The 19,641-nt window shown below is 69.9% G+C and carries 14 protein-coding genes and 1 riboswitch; of the genes, 4 read left to right on the top strand and 10 right to left on the bottom strand.

The features are described 5' to 3' along the window. The first annotated feature begins 83 nt into the window (after nt 1-83). Entirely contained in the window at nt 84-350 is a 267-nt protein-coding gene (locus OG329_RS08015) for a UBP-type zinc finger domain-containing protein (RefSeq protein ID WP_405793681.1), read from the top strand. A 25-nt stretch (nt 351-375) separates the two neighbouring features. Here the strand turns inward: OG329_RS08015 and OG329_RS08010 are convergent, their stop codons facing one another. The 5 genes from OG329_RS08010 to OG329_RS07990 form a co-directional block, all read right to left on the bottom strand. Next, nucleotides 376-1,887: an ATP-binding protein gene (locus OG329_RS08010; RefSeq protein ID WP_405801700.1), complete on the bottom strand. Its 1,512-nt coding sequence runs from the start codon at nt 1,885-1,887 to the stop codon at nt 376-378. Nucleotides 1,888-1,949: 62 nt separating this feature from the next. Next, nucleotides 1,950-3,608: an FAD-dependent oxidoreductase gene (locus OG329_RS08005; RefSeq protein WP_405793680.1), complete on the bottom strand. Its 1,659-nt coding sequence runs from the start codon at nt 3,606-3,608 to the stop codon at nt 1,950-1,952. Between the two features lie 60 nt (nt 3,609-3,668). Next, nucleotides 3,669-4,871, bottom strand: a complete 1,203-nt coding sequence (locus tag OG329_RS08000; protein WP_405793679.1) for a hypothetical protein — start codon at nt 4,869-4,871, stop codon at nt 3,669-3,671. A gap of 182 nt (nt 4,872-5,053) precedes the next feature. Beyond that, nucleotides 5,054-6,922, bottom strand: a complete 1,869-nt coding sequence (locus tag OG329_RS07995; protein WP_405793678.1) for a Dyp-type peroxidase — start codon at nt 6,920-6,922, stop codon at nt 5,054-5,056. Then, a complete protein-coding gene (locus tag OG329_RS07990; protein WP_405793676.1) occupies nt 6,919-8,838 on the bottom strand; it encodes a galactose oxidase-like domain-containing protein in 1,920 nt (639 codons plus the stop codon). The genes OG329_RS07995 and OG329_RS07990 overlap by 4 nt, the downstream gene beginning before the upstream one ends. Nucleotides 8,839-9,279: 441 nt before the next feature. On the opposite strand from OG329_RS07990, the gene OG329_RS07985 reads away from it, so the two are divergent. After that, nucleotides 9,280-11,202 (top strand): right-handed parallel beta-helix repeat-containing protein, encoded by a 1,923-nt coding sequence (locus tag OG329_RS07985; protein WP_405793674.1) that lies wholly within the window; start codon nt 9,280-9,282, stop codon nt 11,200-11,202. Nucleotides 11,203-11,633: 431 nt separating this feature from the next. After that, nucleotides 11,634-11,794: riboswitch (cyclic di-AMP (ydaO/yuaA leader) on the top strand. A gap of 4 nt (nt 11,795-11,798) precedes the next feature. Next, complete coding sequence (locus OG329_RS07980; RefSeq protein ID WP_405793673.1) at nt 11,799-12,542, top strand: transglycosylase SLT domain-containing protein; 744 nt, start codon at nt 11,799-11,801, stop codon at nt 12,540-12,542. A 161-nt stretch (nt 12,543-12,703) separates the two neighbouring features. On the opposite strand, the gene OG329_RS07975 is transcribed toward OG329_RS07980, so the two are convergent. From OG329_RS07975 to OG329_RS07955, 5 genes are all read right to left on the bottom strand, one after another. After that, nucleotides 12,704-13,573 carry an SRPBCC family protein gene (locus tag OG329_RS07975; protein WP_405793672.1) on the bottom strand — a complete coding sequence of 290 codons (870 nt, stop codon included), beginning with the start codon at nt 13,571-13,573 and terminating at the stop codon, nt 12,704-12,706. Next, nucleotides 13,570-13,899 (bottom strand): ArsR/SmtB family transcription factor, encoded by a 330-nt coding sequence (locus OG329_RS07970; protein WP_405793671.1) that lies wholly within the window; start codon nt 13,897-13,899, stop codon nt 13,570-13,572. The genes OG329_RS07975 and OG329_RS07970 overlap by 4 nt, the downstream gene beginning before the upstream one ends. A gap of 52 nt (nt 13,900-13,951) precedes the next feature. After that, nucleotides 13,952-14,782, bottom strand: a complete 831-nt coding sequence (locus OG329_RS07965; protein WP_405793670.1) for an alpha/beta fold hydrolase — start codon at nt 14,780-14,782, stop codon at nt 13,952-13,954. 31 nt (nt 14,783-14,813) lie between these two features. Then, the gene (locus OG329_RS07960) at nt 14,814-16,091 is read right to left on the bottom strand and encodes a YeeE/YedE family protein (RefSeq protein ID WP_405793668.1); all 1,278 of its coding nucleotides are present in this window, start codon (nt 16,089-16,091) and stop codon (nt 14,814-14,816) included. 247 nt (nt 16,092-16,338) lie between these two features. After that, nucleotides 16,339-17,073 carry a TetR/AcrR family transcriptional regulator gene (locus OG329_RS07955; RefSeq protein WP_405793667.1) on the bottom strand — a complete coding sequence of 245 codons (735 nt, stop codon included), beginning with the start codon at nt 17,071-17,073 and terminating at the stop codon, nt 16,339-16,341. Nucleotides 17,074-17,336: 263 nt separating this feature from the next. Here OG329_RS07955 and OG329_RS07950 point away from each other — a divergent pair, with 263 nt between their 5' ends. Beyond that, on the top strand, nt 17,337-19,583 hold the full coding sequence (locus OG329_RS07950; RefSeq protein WP_405793666.1) for an MMPL family transporter: 2,247 nt from the start codon (nt 17,337-17,339) through the stop codon (nt 19,581-19,583). Nucleotides 19,584-19,641: the final 58 nt, after the last annotated feature.

The following is a 19,641-nucleotide window of genomic DNA, read 5'->3' as shown; positions in this document are numbered from 1 at the left end:
GCGGTAGCGGGGTCCGTCGTCTCCCCGATCTCCGTCGAGACCTTCGACGCGCCTCCCGCGCCCCGCCGCAGTACGATCACGGCATGGCTACATGTGCGGATCTCGCCAACGCGACTGATGACGTGACGCCCCTGTCGCCCACCGACGAATGCGCCGACTGCGTCGCACTCGGCCGTCGGGACTGGGTCCATCTGCGCCTCTGTCTCACCTGCGGACACGTCGGCTGCTGCGACAGCTCACCGCTGCGCCACGCGTCCGAGCACTTCGCGCAGACCGGTCATCCCGTCATGCGGTCCCTGGAGCCCGGCGAGGACTGGCGCTGGTGCTTCACTCACCAGTTGCTGGGCTGACCGCAGGGCTTACCGCACCGGATCCTCAGCCGGCGCCTCCATCCGCCCGGCCTGCGCCCCCATCCGCCGAGTCAGCCGTGTCGTCGGCCGCGTCATCATCCTCCAGGTCGCCCCCATCCGCCCCCGGGCTCGCCGCCTCCTGCTCGATCGGCAGGCACACCTGGAAGCGGGTGTCCCCCGGACGTGAGGTGACCCGCAGATCCCCGTGGTGCTTGTTGACCACGATGCGGTACGAGATGTCCAGACCCAGCCCCGTACCCTCACCGACCTGCTTGGTCGTGAAGAACGGCTCGAAGATCCGCGGTCGCACCTCCTTCGCGATGCCCACCCCCGTGTCCGCGATCTCGACCATCAGCCGCTTGTCCTCGCGCCACGTGCGCACCGTGAGCGTGCCGCCTTCGGGCATCGCGTCGAGCGCGTTGACGATCAGATTCGTCCACACCTGGTTCAGCTCCGCGCCGTACGCCGGGATCGACGGCAGGTCCGGGTCGTACTCCTTGACCACCCGCACCTCGGCCGGGATCTTGGCCTGGAGCATGGTCAGCGTGGCGTCGAGCAGCGCGTGCACATCCACGACCTGCAACGGAGTGCGGTCGAGCTGCGAATACTGCCGGGCCGCCCCGACCAGCTCCGAGATCCGTTCCACCGAGTCGTCGATCTCGCCCATCATCAGCTCGGTGTCGATGGTGTACGTGATCCAGCGCACCGCGGGCTCCAGATGCTCCTCTCCCACCGAGCGGGCCGCCTCCGTCAGCCACGGCACCCCGATACCCGCGGCCACCAGCGACGGCGCCAGATCCCACGCCCCGGTGACCCCCTGCTCCTCCAGCCAGTCGCTGACGGTGTCCTCCGCGTCGGCGGTCTCCATCGCGCTCATCTCGACGCCCGCCGAAGCCTGCCGAACGGCGTCGTCCTGGAGCCCCACCAGCTTGTGCAGACCCGCCCCGTCGAGCCGGCCGTCGGCGATCATCGCCAGTTTGTGCCGCATGCCGGTGACCCGCTCGCGCAGCCCGGCGGTCGCCCGCAGGGCCGCCGCGGCGGGGTTGTTCAGCTCATGGGTGAGACCTGCGGACAGCGACGCCAGGGCCAGCAGCCGCTCGCGCTCGTTGACCATCGCGTTGGCCGCGCGCGTACCGAAGAACAGCCCCTCCAGCAAATGCAGCGCCATCGGGAACCAGGTGCGTACCGCGTACGCGAACTCCTCGGCCGGGAGCACGAAGAACTCGACGTCACTGACCGCGCGCAGCGTGTGCGGATACGACTGGTCGACGCGGTCGCCCAGGTACGCGCGGGTGGCGCCGCTGTACACGCCCCGCTGCTCCGTCGTCTTGACCTGGACGTCGTCGCCGTGCAGGACCCGGTTGAGCGAGATGACCCCGCTGAGCAGGACGAAGAAGCAGGTGCCGGGCTCCCCCTCCCGGTACACCACCTCACCGGCGTCCCGTCGCTCGACCCTGCCGCGCTCGGCCAGCCAGTGAAGCTGTTCGAGGCTGAGCGATTCGAACAGGAAGAGGCCGCGCAACTGCTCCGGTGTCAGCCGCTCCTGAGGCTCGCCGGTGCCCTCCGGGGCGGCTGCCGGAGTGTCTTCGGGGGTGGTGCTCACTGTGCCTCCAGATATCGATGCACCAGGGATACGGCCATGGCGCCTTCGCCGACGGCCGACGCGACGCGCTTGACCGACGTGGCGCGTACGTCCCCGGCGGCGAAGACGCCCGGGACATTCGTCTCCAGGTGGTACGGATCGCGTGGCAGGCCCCAGCCCGCCGGGCGCTGCCCGCTCCTCATGAGGTCCGTGCCGGTGATGACGAAGCCCCGGTCGTCGCGGGTGATGGCGCCGTCCAGCCAGTCGGTGTGGGGCTCGGCGCCGATGAAGACGAACAGCCACGACGTGGCGACGCTTCTGCTCTCCCCGGACCGGGAGTCCCGCAGCGTCAAGCTCTGTAGATGCCCGTCGCCCTCCGCGCACGTCACCTCGGTCCAGGGATGGACCTCGATGGCGGAGATGCCCTTGAGCTGGTCGATCAGATAGCGCGACATCGAACGCGTCAGATCGCCCTGGCGGATCAGCAGGTGGACGCGGCGCGCGTAACGGGAGAAGTACACGGCCGCCTGGCCTGCGGAATTGGCGCCGCCGACGATATAGACCTCTTCGTCGGAGCAGTTGATCGCCTCGGTGACGGTGGACCCGTAGAAGACGCCCGTGCCGGTCAGCTCCGCCACACCCACGGCGCCGAGGCGCCGGTAGGAGACCCCGGTGGCGAGGACCACGGTGTGCGCGGTGACGGCGCCCGCCTCTCCCAGCCGCAGCACGCGGCCGGAGCCCGCCGCGTCCAGCGCCACGGCCCGCTGGGTGCTGAGGATCTCCGCCCCGAACTTGAGCGCCTGACGGCGGGCCCGCTCCGTCAACTGCTGGCCCGACACACCGTCGGGGAAGCCCAGGTAGTTCTCGATACGGCTGCTCTGGCCGGCCTGCCCGCCGGTGGCTTGCTGCTCCACCAGCAGCGTACGGAGCCCTTCGGACGCGCCGTAGACGGCGGCGCCCAGACCGGCGGGGCCGCCGCCGACGACCACCAGGTCGTAGAAGTCGGAGGACGGTGCCGTACTCAGCCCGACGTGCGCGGCGAGTTCCCGCTCGGAGGGCTTCACCAGGGTCTTGCCGTCGGAGGTGACCACCATCGGCACGTCCGCCTGGGTGAGTCCGGCGGCGGTCAGCAGTTGGCCGCCCTCCGGTTCGTCCGAGAGCAGCCACCGGTAGGGCACCAGATTGCGGGCGAGGAAGTCCCGTACGGCGAAGGACGGGGCCGACCACCGGTGGCCGATCACGCGCGTCTGGGTGGCGACCGGGTCGGGGGTGGCCAGCCACAGCTCGAGGAGCGAGTCGATCACCGGGTAGAGGTTCTGCTCCGGCGGGCTCCACGGCTTGAGCAGATAGTGGTCGAGGTCCACGACGTTGATGGCGTCGATCGCGGCCTCGGTGTCCGCGTACGCGGTCAGCAGCACCCGGCGGGCCAGCGGGAAGAGATCCATCGCCGCCTCGAGGAATTCGAGGCCGTTCATACGGGGCATCCGGTAGTCGGCCAGCATGATCGCGAGCTGGTCCCCCCGCAGCTTGATCTCCCGCAGCGCCTCCAGAGCCTCCTGGCCCGACACGGCGCGTACGACGCGGTAGCTCTCGCCGTACTGCCGCCGGATGTCCCGGGCAACGGCCCGGGACACGGCGGGATCGTCGTCGACGGTCAGAATTGTCGGATTCGCCATACCTCCATCATGGCTTCCGGCGGCGCCGAACGGAGGGTGGGAGCGCTCGCGGATTCGCCGTCAGCATCCGCCGTTGTCCCGGAACCGGGCCATGGCGGCTCGGATGTTGCCCCGGATGGTACGGAGATTGCTGTCGACGACCTGCTGCTGAAGCCTTGACAGCTCAGGGTCTCCGGCCAGCGGTCTTCCGTTCTGTCCGATACGGACCTCGACGCCGTTTCCCTTGACGTGGGCATGGGGCGGCGCGTGGTCGTTCGAATAGATCTGAATGGTGACGCCGTTCTGACTGACGATGGTGCCGACGCCCGGGTAGTCGCTCTGGGTCGCCAGTGACACGCTGACGGCCGCGTGCGGAGCCCGCGTTCCGGGCAGGGAGCCGTACGAGGTGGGGCAAGCCGGCGGGTCCTCGTCCGGCGGCCTCTCCTGTGCACCGTCCTGCGGGCGCTGCCGCTGCGCGTCGCGGGCCCGTTCCGCGTCGGCGAGTTCTTCCCTGGCCCGCTCGACCCGCCTGCGGTTGTCGATGAGACCGGTGAGGGCGTCGTACAGATCGTCGCCGTGCCGCCGGACGTTGTTGATCAGCCGCGCGGCGTCGTCCCACTTCCACGGAGCGCCGTACCGGGCGGCGAGCCGGCCGACCGCGCCGCCGACCAGGCTGAGCAGCGAGTTGACCAGGGTCTGCGCGCACGCGCCCATGTCGCCCTCGGTGACACAGTCCAGCGCGTCGGTGATCCCCAGCTCGTCGGCGAGGATCCTGGCCAGTTCCTGGGCGGCTTCGCGCGCCCGCTCCTCGTTGGACGCCTGGTCCTGCTGCGCCTCCTCCAGCTCCCGCAGCGCGTCCTCGTAGTCGCGCTCGGCCTCCGAGTCCCCCGCTTCGACCGTGCCGTCGGGGTCCTGGAGGGAGGGGTCGTACGCACCGTCACCACTGTGATCCCGGCCCGCCTCGGCCGAGTCGTCGTTATCGGGGTCGCTGCCCGAGCCGTTGCCCGACTGGTCGTCGCTGCCCGACTGGTCGCCGCCGGGTCCGGCGCCGCACGCGCTTCCGGTGATCTCGCAGACCGCGGCCTGGAGACCCCCGCCGATCTGGCCTCCGACGCCGCTCACGACCAGACTCGCGACGATCGCGGCGACCAGGACGATCAGTCCTACGTACTCGGCCACCGACTGGCCCTTGTCACCACGCGACGCGACCGCCCGCGTGAAGCGGTGGAGCAGCCCTAAACCCGATGTTCCGTCCACGGAATCCCCCAAACCCATGGCTGACATGGAGGGAAGGCTATTTGGCCGGGTTGGGGGCGTCATGGGCCCTCGGGCCCAACTTCCCCTCATGCGGGGCCCTTTGCTACGAGAAGGCCCTGGGCCCGTTGGGCCCACCCGGGGGTGGCTTCCCGGTCCGGGGTGCGGTGGACGGCGGTTGGGGGGCCGCCGTCCACCGCGGTCGAGGTGGCTCAGTGCGCGGTGTTGGTCTGCCAGACCACCGTGCCGTCGGCCGCGCGGATCACCACGTTCCCGTCCATGAGGACGATGAGCTTGGCGCCCGGATTCCCGGTCGTACGGGACTTCCACACCGGCCTGTCGTCGGCCGTGAGGACGAGGAGGTCGCCGTCCTCACGGAAGACCGCCTTCGCTCCGCCGGTCCCGGCGGTGCCCGACTCCCAGCGCTGCTGGTCGCGCTCGTCGAGGACGACGAGATTGCCGTTCGGACGCATCACGAGCCGGGCCTTGGCCGTGCCGACTGCCCCGTCCGCGGGGAGCAGGGTGAACGGAGCCTCCAGGATCAGGTCGCCGTCGTCGGCGCCGCCACCGTCGAGTTTGCCGTCGGCGAGGAGTTCGATGGTGGTGAGCGAGGGGGCGAACGCGTACACCGCGCCCTCGGTCCTGACGAACTGCTCGAAGTGCACCTGGGTGCCCTTGAAGCTGACATCGGTGGCGGTGCCCACCAGCGGGTCCTTGCCGACCAGGGGGTCCCGCAACGGGAACTGCGGGTCTTCGACCCAGTCCTTCTGGATGAACTCGAACTGCCGCACCAGGTCGGCCTGGTAGCAGACGAAGACCAGACCGCGCGGTGCGTCCGGGCCGTTGCCCGCGCTGCCGGCGGGGTCGAACGGCTGACCGTAGGGGATGCCGCGCCGCATGATGCGCCGCCCGTCGAGGCCGCCCTTCTCCGGGACGGTCTCCTTGTCACCCGACTTGATCAGCAGGCCGTCGCGCGGACTGGTCTTGCGCAGATGCGAGAACAGCGGGGTGATCTCCCCCTCCAGATCGTCGCGGTAGCTGATGTCGTTGTCCGACCACGCCTCCGCGTCACTGGGACTGTCCGCGTGCGGGCACTTCGCCACCGGCGTGCCCGAGCGCCAGCGGCCGACCATGCGGGCGGCCAGCCACTCGGTCGTCGCCTCCGGCGGGACCTTCCCCTGCGCCTTCAGCTCCTTCAGCCGCACCGCGATCTGCGCCCACCAGCCGGGGACGTCCTGCGCGAGGCGCCGCAGCACCTGGAAAGAGCCGTTCTTCGCCCAGCCCGGCAGGTCGTTCGGCCGGGCGCCGTCGCGCTCGTAGCCGACGACGATCTCGCCGGTCGGGATGATCCGGGTGCCAGGGCTGCCCTTCTTGTGCTCGGGCCTGTTCGGGTCCGGCTCGTCGAAGCCCTGGACGGCGGGCTCGCTGATGCCGTCCTTGAAGCCGAAGTGCTCCTTGCCCCGGCGGGTTCCCTCGAGGGTCGCGCCGTCCTGCTCGAAGACGATCACGACCTTGTGCCGGGCGGCCTCCTCGCGCTCCTCGGTCAGCGCGACCCGCAGATCCTGCGGACGGTCCGCCGCGACCGTCAGCACCGCGTGGACGGGCTGCCCCGTGCCGTTGCCGAACAGCCAGTGCTCCGGGGCGCACTGGCCGGTGTCGCCCAGCATCTCGGCGCGCGCCGCGGGGCCCTGCCTGAAGGCTTCCTGGGTGCTGCCCGCCAGGACGGACGGGAAGGGATCGCGTCCGGCCAGCAGCCGCAGTCCGGGATAGGTGAAGCTGACGACCCGCCATACGGCGTTCAGCGCCTTGGGATCGTCACCGCCGGACTGCTTACGGGCCTTGCTGAACTCCGCGTTGAAAGCGGCGACCTGACGGGTCGTCGCGATCCGGGGCCGCAGCCGGCGCAGCCACGTCCTGGCCAGCTCGTTGTCCTCGAACTTCAGCAGGAGTAACTGGACATGGTCCTTCTTGGCCCCCGCGATGATGTCGCCCTGGATCTCCCGGCTCTTGCGCAGCGGCAGATCGGCCCCATCGCCACCGGGCGGCGAGGGCGCGGTCGAAGGCTGTGCGGCGTAGGTCATGACCGGGCCCCCGGCTCCAGGGAGATCCACTTGGCGATGCTCGGAACCCCTTCCTCGTTGAGGAGGAAGAGCATGTACCAGCCGGGCGGCGCCGCCTCGGCGCTGGGCGGTGCCTGAAGCTCCAGCTCGCCGTTGCCCTGCCGCTTGATCCGCAGCTCCAGATGGCGCTGGCTGGTGTTGACCGAGTGGGTGGCGGTCGTGGGCGCCAGCAGCACGGCCCGCTTCACCTCGTCGGCGGTGGTACTGGAGACCGTGAACCGCTGGTCGTAGCCGAGCGGAGCGGTCGGGGCCGAACCGAGCGTGGGACGGGCGCCGTTGTGGAGATACGACGGCTCGTACATCTCGATCGTGCCGTCGATGTCGTCCTTGATGTCCCGGTCGTTGGCGATCTGCTGCGCCTCGTCGCCGGTGATCATGACACGGCCGTCGGGCAGCACCACGGCGTTCGAGTGGTAACCGCGCGGGAGTCGCTGGACGGGGCCCAGCCGCCAGTCGCCGTTCTCGTCGCGCAGCTCCGTGTGCCGGTACTTCAGGTCCGCGTTCGGGTTGTACTGCCCGTTGCCGTAGTCGCGGATGTCGTACGAGCCGTTGACGGTGAGCAGGTTCCCGGTGGGCAGCAGCAGCGTGTTGTCCTGCGTACGGCCGAAGGCCCGCGCCTCCTTGGTCTTCCACTTGCCGGCGGCGAGCTGGTAGGTGTTCGGGTCCGTACGGTCACCGCCGAGGACCAGGACGGAGTCCGGACCGCGGAAGCCGCCGGGGAGCGGTACGGCGGAGCCGTAACTGCGGTTCATGGCGCCGGGCCGCTGCTCCAGATCGCTCCGGGTCTCCTTGACCGGGTCGAACAGCCACTGCTGGTCGTGGCTGCGGCCGAGTCCGTAGATCTTCCCGTCGCGCAGACTGAACAGATGCGGGTAGTCGAGCTTGTACGGCGCGTCCGCGCGGAAGCGGTCGACGCTCTGGAACCGGGGGATGTCGGTCTTGCTGTACGGAACCGGGTCGCGCAGCGCGGGGAAGCGCTCCACGATCGGGGTGGGCGTGCCCCAGCCCAGCTCGGACTGGCCGGACATGATCAGCATCCGGCCGTTGGCGCCGGTGACGACGCTGGGATACCAGCGGCCGACGGACATGTCCTCGTTCATCGCCCAGGTCTCGCTCCACGGGTCGAAGACGAAGGAAAGCTTGGCCCCCGAGCCGCCGTTGGCGCCGAGATTGCCGCCGAAGACGCCAAGCATCCCGTTCGGCAGGAAGGCGTGTCCGGCGCAGAAGATCGGCGCGGGACGGGAGATGCCCGTGCTGTCGGGCATCGTGACGGCGGGCGGGGTGACCTTCTTGAAGGCCGCGTCGCCGGTGCCCTTCGCGGGGTCCCAGAGGAAGGCACGTCCCCGGTTGGCCGCGCCGATGATCTGGGTGGGCGCCGTCTCCTTCGTGGGGTCGGTCTCGACCCGCTCGAAGGAGAACAGGAGCACCTTGCCGGTGGGCAGTTGGGCGATATGGACGCCGAAGTCCGGTGAGTCGAAGTACTCCTTGAACGCGCCGAAGTCCGACGCCTTGTAGTCCCCGTTGATCTGGCGCTGGGTGTCGGTGAGCATCTTGAGCCGGGCGGTACGGGTCGCCTGCGGGTAGGTGCCCAGATCCTCGGCTCCCGCGCGAGTGGCGGCGTGCTCCTCGGCGTGCTCGCGCCCGAGCACCGCCACCTCGGCGGGGTCGACCTCGGGCTTGGCCTCCGCCTTGGCGCCGGGCTTGGCTTCGGGCTTGGCGGGATCGGCGCCGGCTCTGGTGGAGTGCTCGTGGTGGCCCTCGCCGTTGTGGGCGACAACGGGGGTGGCACCGGCGAGAGTTGAGGCGGCGAGGGCGCTGGTGACCGCACACGCCGCGAGGGTGTTGGACAGCCTTGTCCGAGAGCGGGGAATTCTCATGAGGCCCGGTCCAGGTCCTTTCGGGGATGGTTGAAGCGCGTGGCACGGCGACGCCGCACCCGGAGCGAATGACTACTCGCAGTAATCATGCTGGTGGTGTTCGAGAGCAAAGGTCCAGGAAAACGAGCGATTTTGGCTCAATGGAGGTAACAGTCGGTTGATAGGGTTCGCGCCCGGCGTGAGCGCCCGGCGCGCGGGGCGCCTGCCGTCCGGCCCTGTCCGCCACCGGCGCACGCCAAGTCGGCTTCTGACGCGGGCTGTTGACAAACCCGTGACATGCTTGAAAACTCTCACTGCTCGTCCGCAGGAGCTGGACTGTCAAGCTCAATTATTTGCGGTTCTCTTGCAAGATTGATTGCGATCCCGCCGCTCCCCCCACCACGGACCGGCAGGCATCACTCGCTCACTCACTCTGTCGACCCCACGGAAACAGAGGACACCATGAAGTCGAAGCACCTGAGTCGACGGCTGATCTCCGGCCTGTCCATGACCGGCCTGCTCGTCGTCGGACTCCTGCCCGCCGCGTCGGCGTCCGCTCCGGCGGCCGGCGCGCCCGCGAAGGCCGGTGACATATCGGCGCGGCCGGCCGCCGCCGAGCGCGGGGCCACCCTCCCGTACGTCGAGTACGAGGCCGAAGCCGCCGACTACGACGGCACGTTGCTGGAGGCGGACCCCAAGCGCACCTTCGGGCACACCAACTTCGCCAGCGAATCCTCCGGCCGCAGATCGGTGCGGCTGGACAGCACCGGCCAGTTCGTGGAGTTCACCTCGGCGAACGCGGCGAACTCGATCGTCGTACGCAACTCCGTCCCGGACGCGCCGGGCGGTGGCGGCATCGACGCCACCGTCAGCCTCTACGCCGACGGCACCTTCGTACAGAAGCTGGATCTGTCGTCCAAGCACAGTTGGCTGTACGGCAACACCGACGACCCCGAGTCGCTGACCAACACGCCCCAGACGGACGCCCGCAGGCTGTTCGACGAGTCGCACGCGCTGCTGGACAAAAGCTATCCGGCGGGCACGAAGTTCAAGCTCCAGCGCGACGCGGACGACAACGCGTCCTTCTACATAGTCGACCTGATCGACCTGGAACAGGTCGCGCCCCCGACGAGCAAGCCGGCCGAGTGCACCTCGATCACCGAGTACGGGGCGGTCCCCGACGACGGCGACGACGACACCAAGGCCATCCAGGACGCGGTCACCGCCGACCAGAACGGCACCATCGACTGCGTCTGGATCCCGCCGGGCCAGTGGCGTCAGGAACAGAAGATCCTGACCGACGACCCGCAGAATCAGGGCCAGTACAACCAGATCGGGATCAGCGACGTCTCGGTCCGCGGCGCCGGCATGTGGCACTCCCAGCTCTACACGCTCACCGAGCCGCAGAACGCGGGCGGGATCAACCACCCGCACGAGGGCAACTTCGGCTTCGACATCGACGACAACACCCAGATCTCCGACATCGCGATCTTCGGCTCCGGCCGGATCCGCGGCGGCGGGGGAGCCGAGGGCGGGGTGGGCCTCAACGGCCGCTTCGGGCAGAACACCAAGATCTCCAACGTATGGATCGAGCACGCCAACGTGGGTGTGTGGGTCGGCCGGGACTACGACAACATCCCGGCGCTCTGGGGTCCCGCCGACGGGCTCGAGTTCAGCGGGATGCGGATCCGCAACACGTACGCAGACGGCATCAACTTCACCAACGGCACCCGCAATTCACAGGTCGACAATTCCTCATTCCGCACCACCGGCGACGATTCACTCGCCGTCTGGGCCAATCGCTATGTCAAGGACCCGGCGGTGGACATCGCGCACGACAACTCGTTCACCAACAACACGATTCAGTTGCCCTGGCGGGCGAACGGCGTCGCGATATACGGCGGTTACGGGAACACGGTACGGAACAATCTGATCGCCGACACGGCCAACTACCCGGGAATCATGCTGGCGACCGATCACGACCCGCTGCCGTTCTCGGGCGAGACCGTGCTCACCGGTAACGCGCTCCACCGCACGGGCGGCGCATTCTGGAACGAGGACCAGGAGTTCGGCGCGATCACGATCTTCCCGGCGAGCCGGGACATCACCGGGGTGAAGATCAGGGACACCGAGATCTCCGACTCCACGTATGACGGCATTCAGTTCAAGAACGGCGGCGGCAACGTACCGGACGTCGAGATCAGCGACGTGTCGATCGACAAGTCCAACAACGGCTCCGGCATCCTCGCGATGGGCGGCGCCCGCGGCAACGCGACGCTGACGAACGTCACCATCACCAACTCGGCCGAGGGAGACGTCCTGGTCGAGCCGGGATCGAGCTTTGTGATCACGGGCGGCCCCGGCACTTCGCGGGTGGCCGACTGACACACCGTCGACCGGGCGAGAGCCCGCTGGACCGCCTTCCGTACGGCTCTGTGAGGGGAGCCGTACGGAAGGCGCTTTTCGCACATCCACTAACTGGGGGAGAATTCTCTTTTGTCCGCTTTGTGGGGCAGGGTGTTATGTGTATTCAGCGACTAACTTGTCCGTTTCTGGGCGGTGTTGTCGTCGGGCGGTTGCGTCGATCCCCAGTGATGTGTGTCACAAGCGCGGCGACTCGCCTCTCCTGCCCCGCCGCCCACTTCCCGTGTGGGAAAGGAAAGTTGAGGCTTGTACCGCCGGGCGGGAATTCGAATTGCCCGCCCGCCGGATCGGCGAATGGCAGGGCGTGGTGAATTCAGGACTTGTTTCGCCCGGACGTTCTCGCTTACGTTCTCGTTATTCCGGGCGGAACGCCGAATCCTGCCGCTGTCCGGAAACCGCACTCACCCACTCACGTACGGCAGGAGCGGGGGACCCAGGTAAGTCGCCGATCCGGCATTGCCGGACCGGCTTGGGGTGAAGTCGCGCCCACAGCGCGGCCGGGCATCTCCCGCCCGAACCCGACAGCTCACCTCGTAGGCGACGGAGAGGATTTCGTCATGCCCGCAGAGGGTAAGCACCGCCGTTCCCGCACCAGCCCGCTCGCCCGCCGCCTCATCGCGGTCGGCACGGGCGGTGCCGCACTCGCCCTGCCCCTGGTGACCGCCACCACGGCGGGCGCCGCGCCCGCCCCGCAGCACGCGGTCACGGCCCCGACGGCCGTCGACGCCGTCAAGACGGTGACCCACACCGTCGTGAAGGGCGAATCACTGGCCAAGATCGCGGACGCCCGTTCCGTGAGCGGCGGCTGGGAAGCGCTGTACAAGAACAACCGCAGCGCCGTCGGCGACGACCCGTCGCTGATCCGCCCCGGGCTGAAGCTGAAGCTCGCGGGGGCGCCCAAGGCCGCCCCGACCGCGTCGACCGAGAACGCGTCGGCCGCCAAGTCCACCGAAGCCGTGCAGACGGCCGCCAAGTCGTACACGAACGACCTGGACGGCTGGATCCGCGAGGCGCTGGACGTCATGGCGCAGAACGGCATCCCCGGTTCGTACGACGGCATCCACCGCAACATCATGCGCGAGTCCGCGGGCAACCCGCAGGCCATCAACAACTGGGACTCCAACGCCGCGGCCGGCATCCCGTCGAAGGGCCTGCTCCAGGTCATCGACCCGACCTTCGAGGCGTACCACGTGCCCGGCACGTCGACCGACAGCTACGACCCGGTCGCCAACATCGTGGCGGCCTGCAACTACGCGGCCGACCGCTACGGCTCGATCGACAACGTGAACGGCCCGTACTGATCGGAACCGGCGCCTGTCCCCAAGGCCGGGCGGGCTGTCGCTGACGCGACAGCCCGCCCGGCCTTTCGGGCTGAGACGGACCACGAAGCGGGCCGTGTTCTCAAACATGGACGGATTTGCGGTGCTTTGCCCCCAAGCGCCCGACCGGCTTGCGTATCCCTCTACTCCTGGAGCAGCCGCGCCGCCAGGTCGGCCACCCGCTCCCGCCACACCACCAGCGCCGCGTCCGCGTCGAAGTCGCGCGGGCCGCTCTGGGTGAGCACCAGCCGGGGCCCGTGCCCCGTCCCGGTGCGCAGCTCCCAGCGGACCTCGCCGTCGGGATGCCAGGCGTACGCGAGGAGTTCCGGTGCCCGTACCTCCGTCACCGGCCCCACCGGTACCTTGTCGGCCGTGAAGCCCTCCGGCACCGGCGAGCCCGCCAACGGCTCCTCCCCGCCCGTGAGTCGGTCCCAGACCGCCCCGGCGGGCCGTACGAGCTGACGCTCGAACCGGACCCGCCGTCCGCCGTCGTCCGTCTCCTCGACCCGGCCCCGCGTCAGCTCGTCGAACCGCGCCAGATACGCCTCGTGCAGCCTCCCGCGCGTGTCCCGCTCGACATCGACGGGGCCGCCCGCCAGCAGTTGTCCCAGCGCGATGACGCAGATCTGCCAGCCGGACGCGAAGCTCGCCGCCCCGAACCGGTCGCCGAAGGTGTGCACGAGGATGAGCCGCGAGCCGTCCCCGTCCGGTGCGATCTCCCAGCGCAGATGGTCCTCGCCCCAGGTGAAGGCGAACAGGCGCGGCTCCTCGGCGTCGGTGACCCGCCCGGTCATGCCGGGGCCCGGGTCGCCGGGGAAGTGGAAGCCGATCTCGCCGCCCGGCCGTAGATCCACGCTCACCTCGGAGGGGAACCACTCGGCGAGCTGCGCGGGCTGTGTGATCGCGTCCCAGACCCGCTGCGGCGGATGCGCGAGCCGGCGCTCCATGCGCAGCTCGGACCGCCCGTGGTGCTCGGCGGACAGGGACGAGGAGAAGTTCTGGTCGTCAGTCATGAGGAATCGTCCTCCGTCACGTCGAGATGCCGTTCGAGATGCTGCTCGAGCGCGTCGAGGCGGCCGGTCCACAGATGCCGGTAGTGCGCGAGCCAGGCGTCGAGCTCGGCGAGCGGTTCCGGGGTCAGTTCGTACCAGCGGCGCTGGGCGTCCTGCCTGACCCGTACGAGCCCGGCGTCCCTCAGCACCCGCAGATGCTTCGAGGTGCCCGGCTGGCTCAGGCCGAGCCGGTCGGTCAGCTCACCGACCAGATGCGGACGCTCCAGGAGCAGATCGAGGATCTTGCGCCTGCTCGGCTCCGCGAGCACGTCGAACGGTATGGGCATATCCCGACCATACCCACACGGCTATATAACCGCAAGCGCATATAGCGAGGTGCTATCCCCGTGCCAGCAGCCAGTCCATCGCCACCGGACACGCGTCGAGCACCGAGACGTGCCCGTCCTCGGGCCGTACCCACAGCTCGGCCGAGGGGAGCGCGGCGAGCATCGACCCCGCGTGCGACGGCGGTACGACGCGGTCGCGGCTGCCCTGCACGAGCAGTACGGGCGCGGCGACCTCCGCCAGGTCGAAGCCCCACGCGGTGGCGAAGGCGACGTCGTCGTCGATCAGCCCGCCGGGACCGGCCTGCCCCGCCTTCACCGCGTCGGCCCCCAGCGACGACCACGTGCCCGCCAGCGCCGCGAAGTCGGCGGGGATGAAGCTCGCGGGGTCGAACTCGTCGGTCGCCGCGTACAGTTCGCGCGCCTCGCGCCCGTCGGCTGCGGCCCGCAGACCGCCGGGCGCCTCCATCCCCTCGTACCAGTCGAAGTCCCGTGTGTACGGCGCGATGCCCGCCAGACAGACGGCACCCGTCACCCGCTCCGGCAGCAGCGCGGCGCACGCCAGCGCGTGCGGACCCCCGCCGGACGCCCCCATCGTCGCGAACGACCCGACGCCGAGCGCGTCCGCGATCCGCTCCACGTCGGCCGCGGCCGACGCCACGTTCCGGCCCGGCAGCGGGCTCGAACCTCCGTAACCGGGGCGGCCGTACGTCACCAGCCGGATGCCGCGCGCCGCCGCCGCGGCGAGCAACGGCTCCAGCGGGACGCCGGTCTGCGGCGAGCCGTGATGCCAGACGACGGTCAGTTCGTCCGAGTCGCCGCCCCCGCTGTCGTACGTCCGCAGCGTGCGTCCGTCGCCGAGCTTCACGTCCTGTTCGATGACCACCGGATCACCCTACGGCGTGAGGTCACCCCGCTCAGCAGATCCCGTCCCCCGGCTTGGGGTTGCCCAGCGCGAACAGCGGGCGCAGCCGTATCCCCGCCCAGGTCCCGAGCAGGGCGGTCGCGCCCCAGATCCAGCCGTGCAGACTGCCCGACGCGATGCCCGCGAGGTACGCGCCGATGTTGCAGCCGCCCGCCAGCCGCGCGCCGATCCCCATCAGTACCCCGCCGAGCACCGCGGCCACGGCGGTGCGGCCGGGGATGCCCCGGTGCAGCGCCCAGGTGCCGCCGAGCGAGGCGGCGACCGCGGCGCCGATCATGATGCCGATGTCGGTGAGGCTGTTCTTGTCCTTCAGTACGGGCCCCGCGAACATCTCCGCGTTGCCCGGCTGCTGCCAGAACGACCAGTTGCCGGGGTTGCCGCCGAGCGCGTCGACGACCCGCGATCCCCACAGGCTGAACGCGCTCGTGACACCCCAAGGTCCGCCGGACACCAGCAGCACACCGGCGCCCAGCACGGCCAGCGCCAGCGCGCCGGCGGCCAGCGGCCACGAGCCGCGCAGCACACGGGCCGCGCCCCTGGCGCTGGGCGGGGTGCTGATCGGCGGCGGGTTGCGGCGCGCCTGTACGCGGCGGCTCACCAGCACGATGAGGCCCAGTACGGCGATGGTCACCGCCCACGAACCGAACCAGCCGACGTGGTCGGACAGCAGGACCGGATCAAGCGCGGGCAGGTCCTTCCAGAGGTCGAACTGCCAGGCGGCGAGGGTCGATCCGACGATGAAGCCGCCGAGCGTGAGCACGATGGACGACTGCCCGGAGCCCACGGCGAACAGCGTGCCGGACGCGCACGCGCCGCCGAGCTGCATACCGACCGCGAAGACGAACGCCCCGACGAGCAGCCCGACACCGAGCGGCCCCGCCGACGGCGCGGGCACGGACCCGAACAGTCCGGTGCCGCTGCCGATGATCAGCGCGAAGAGAGTGGCGGTGGTGCCCAGCAGCAAGGCGTGGGCGCGCAGCCCCTGCCCGTTGCCGACGGCGACCAACTGCCGCCAGGCGGAGGTGAATCCGAACCGCGAGTGGAAGAGTGCCAGGCCCAGACCGAGCCCGAGCAGCAGGAGCGAGCCGGGCTTGGCGCCGTGCGTCGACCACACGTACGCGGTCAGCGCGACGGCGAGCAGCCCGGATATCGCGAGCGGCACCCGCCGTACCGGGGGCGCGGGTTCGGCCTCGGGGGCGGGCGCGGAGGTCGGGGAGGGGGTGAGCAGCGCGGCGGGGTTGGCCCGGCGCGGGGGAGCGGTGGTGGTCACGACTGTTCTCCGGAGTCGGTGGTCGGCGGCAGGGCGCGGAGGTTTGGGCGCGGGGGCCCGACTCAGGAACAACAGAGGTTGTCGTCGACGCACCACACCGAGTTCGCGAAGCACGCGAGACACAGGAGACGGGCGGGTGCGGACATGGCGGCGAGACTAGCGCCCACATTCGATTCCGTGCACACGTATCTCACGGACCGGACGCGTGGCCCGTCCGACGCGGCGCGTCCGGCAGGACGTGGCGTGCCTACGCCTGCCCGGCGATCCGGCGGTGGATGTCCGCGGTCATGTTCCGCATCGTCACGCGGAAGATCTCGGCCTGATGCTCACCGAGGTACCCGGTGTGCCCGAACACCTCCAGGACGACGAGACCGTGCATGTGCCCCCACGCGCCCAGGAAGAGGGCGGCGGCGGGGGCCGGCAGATTTCCCAGACCGCTCGGCGGCAGGTTCTCCAAATAGGTCCGCAACGCGGGCGACAGCGCGGGGACGTCGGCAGCGGCGAGTTGATCCTCGGTGAACCCGTCGAACATCTCGCGCTCGAACAGCGCGCCCATCCGCCGCACCGCCTGGGTGGTCGGGCCCTCGACCGGTGCCGCGTAGTACCGCAGCGGTGTTCCGTAAAGGAGTTGGAAGCGCTCGGGCTGGGAGATGCCCCAGCGGCGGTACCCCTCGGCCGCGATCACCAGGCGCGGTAGCTCCGAACCGCCGGACGCGGTGTCCACGGCCGTCTGCACCGCGGCGGCCAGGTCGTCGTACGCCTTGGCGACGAGCGCCGTGACGAGGGCGTCGCGGCTCGGAAAGTAGTGGTAGAGCGCCTGGACGGTCATGTCGAGGCTGCGGGCGACCGCCCGCAGGGACAGGGCCGCCGGCCCGTCCTCGCCGAGCTGGATCTCGGCGGCGTCCACTATCTCCTGGGTGGCCACGGCCCGGCGCCGTTCGCGCAATGAGGGCCGGGCGGCTGCGTGTTCGTCTGCGGGCATGCACTCACCGTACGACGGACATCGGGAATGTGAACAGTGTCAGATAAATCTCGCACTGCCAAACCTTGGGTGGCCCCGCTTACCTTCATCGCGGCGACGAAGAGTGCGACACCGATACCGACATCGATACCGACACCGCACCGACCGGGCTCCGACGGGGTGAGAAGCCTCCGTCGAGCCCTGCGCCGGCCCCCTCATGCGCGGCACACACGCGCACGGCCGCTTCACGTCGTTTCCGTGCAAGGAAGCAAAGGAGATCATGCGTGTTCGAACGCATAGCCGAACTGGCGATTCGCCGGGCCCGGCTCGTACTCGTCGTCGCCGTCGTGGCGGTGGCCCTCATGGGTGTCGCGGGCGCCGGCGCATTCGGCAAGCTGCTGGGAGGCGGCTTCGCCGACCCGGCATCACAGTCCACCAAAGCCAGTGAGGTCATCGACAAGAAGTTCGGCGGCGAGACGAATCTCGTTCTGCTCGTCCGTGCCACCGAAGGCCGCGTCGACACACCGGCCGCAGAGCGGAGCGGCCGGGCTCTGGTGGCCGACCTCAAGGACGAGAAGACGCTCGCCAACGTCGTCTCGTACTGGGACACCGACAGCGCCGACCTCCGCTCCCGCGACGGCCGCGAGGCCATGATCCTCGCCCACGTCAAGGGCGACGAGACGCAAGCGCAGAAGCACACCACGGAACTCCTCGACGCCTACAACGGCCCCTACGAGGACGCGCTCACGGTCCAGGCCGGAGGCAGCGCCGCCGTGGGCAGTGACATGTCGACACAGGTGGTCGACGATCTGATCCTGGCCGAGGCCATCGCGATCCCGCTGACCCTCATCCTGCTGCTGTTCGTCTTCGGCAGCGTGGTCGCCGCCCTGCTGCCGCTCGCCATCGCCGTCATCGCGATCCTCGGCTCGTTCGCCCAGCTCTCGTTCCTCGGCAGCGTCACCGACGTCTCCAACTCCGCGACCAACCTCACCACGGCCCTGGGCCTGGGACTTGGCATCGACTACGCGCTGCTGATGATCAGCCGTTTCAGGGAACAGTTGGCGACCGGGGCGAGCGTGGACGACGCCGTTCGCCGCACCGTCAACACCGCGGGCCGTACGGTCGCGTTCTCCGCCGCGACCGTGGCCGCCGCCCTCGCGGCGCTCCTGGTGTTCCCCCAGTACTTCCTCAGCTCCTTCGGCTACGCGGGCGTCGGGGTCGTCGCCGTCGCGGCCATCGGCACCCTGTTCGTGATGCCCGCCCTGTTCGTCGTCCTCGGCCACCGGGTCAACAGCGGGAAGCTGCCATGGGCCAAGACCGGGCGCACCGACGCCCGCACCTCCCTGTGGGGACGGCTGGCGCGCACCGTCATGCGGCGCCCCGCGCTCACCGCGCTGCCCGTGCTCGCGGTCATGCTGCTGGCGGCGAGCCCCCTGCTGGGGATCACCTTCGGCACGCCTGACGAACGCGTACTGCCCGAAGGCGCCGAGAGTCGCCAGGTGTCCACGGCACTACGGGAGAACTTCAACGGCAGCGACGACGCCGCCCTGCACATCGTCATCGACCAGCGCGTGGGCGAGGCCCCCTTGGGGGCGTACGCGGGCGAACTGGCCGCGCTGAAGGGCGTGGTGCGCGTCGAGACCAGCGCGGGCACGTATGCCGACGGCAAGCTCGCGGCGGCGGCCGGCCCCGGCAGCGCCGCCCTCGGCAAGCCCGACGCGCAGCGGATCAGCGTGGTCAGCTCCCTGCCGCCGAGGTCGGACGAGGCGCAGGACCTGGTCGGTGACGTCCGGGCGCTGAGCCCGCCCGCCGGGTCGCACCCCTTGGTGGGCGGGGTCGACGCCGAACTGGTCGACTCCAAGGAGTCCATCGGCGACCGGCTGCCGCTCGCCGTGGCCCTGATCGTCCTCACCACCTTCGTCCTGCTCTTCCTGTTCACCGGCAGCGTCGTACAGCCGCTGCGCGCCCTGGTCCTCAACTTGATCAGCCTGGGCGCCACCCTCGGCGTCATGACCTGGATCTTCCAGGACGGCCACTTCTCCTCCCTGCTCGGCTTCACGGCGCAGCCGATGGAGGTGTCGATGACGGTGCTGATGTTCTGCATCGCCTTCGGTCTGTCCATGGACTACGAGGTGTTCGTCACCAGCCGGATCAAGGAACTCCACGACCTGGGCGAGGACAACGAGTCGTCGGTGGCCAACGGACTCGGGCATACGGGAGGCATCGTCACCGCGGCGGCCTGTCTGCTCGCCGTGAGCTTCTTCGCCTTCGGCACGTCCGAGATCAGCTTCATGCAGATGTTCGGCCTGGGCAGTGGACTGGCCATCCTCATCGACGCCGTCGCCGTACGCGGCGTACTCGTACCGGCCGCGATGCGTCTGCTCGGCCGCTCGGCCTGGTACGCGCCGGGCTTCCTGCGCACGTTCCACGGACGGTTCGGCCTGAGCGAGGGCGGCCCCACGCCGCAGCAGACCGAGCCTGCGGGCGCTGCCGCGGAACCGTCGTACGAGAAGACGTCGACGGGAGCCTGACCGCGCGATTCGGCCCGTCCGGCGTCCGCTCACGAACCGGCCGCCGGACGGGCCCGGC

The sequence above is a fragment of the Streptomyces sp. NBC_01506 genome (assembly GCF_045040295.1).
Taxonomy (GTDB): Bacteria; Actinomycetota; Actinomycetes; order Streptomycetales; family Streptomycetaceae; genus Streptomyces.
Note: the sequence above shows the minus strand (reverse complement) of the source record. Positions and strands in the feature narration are given on the sequence as shown.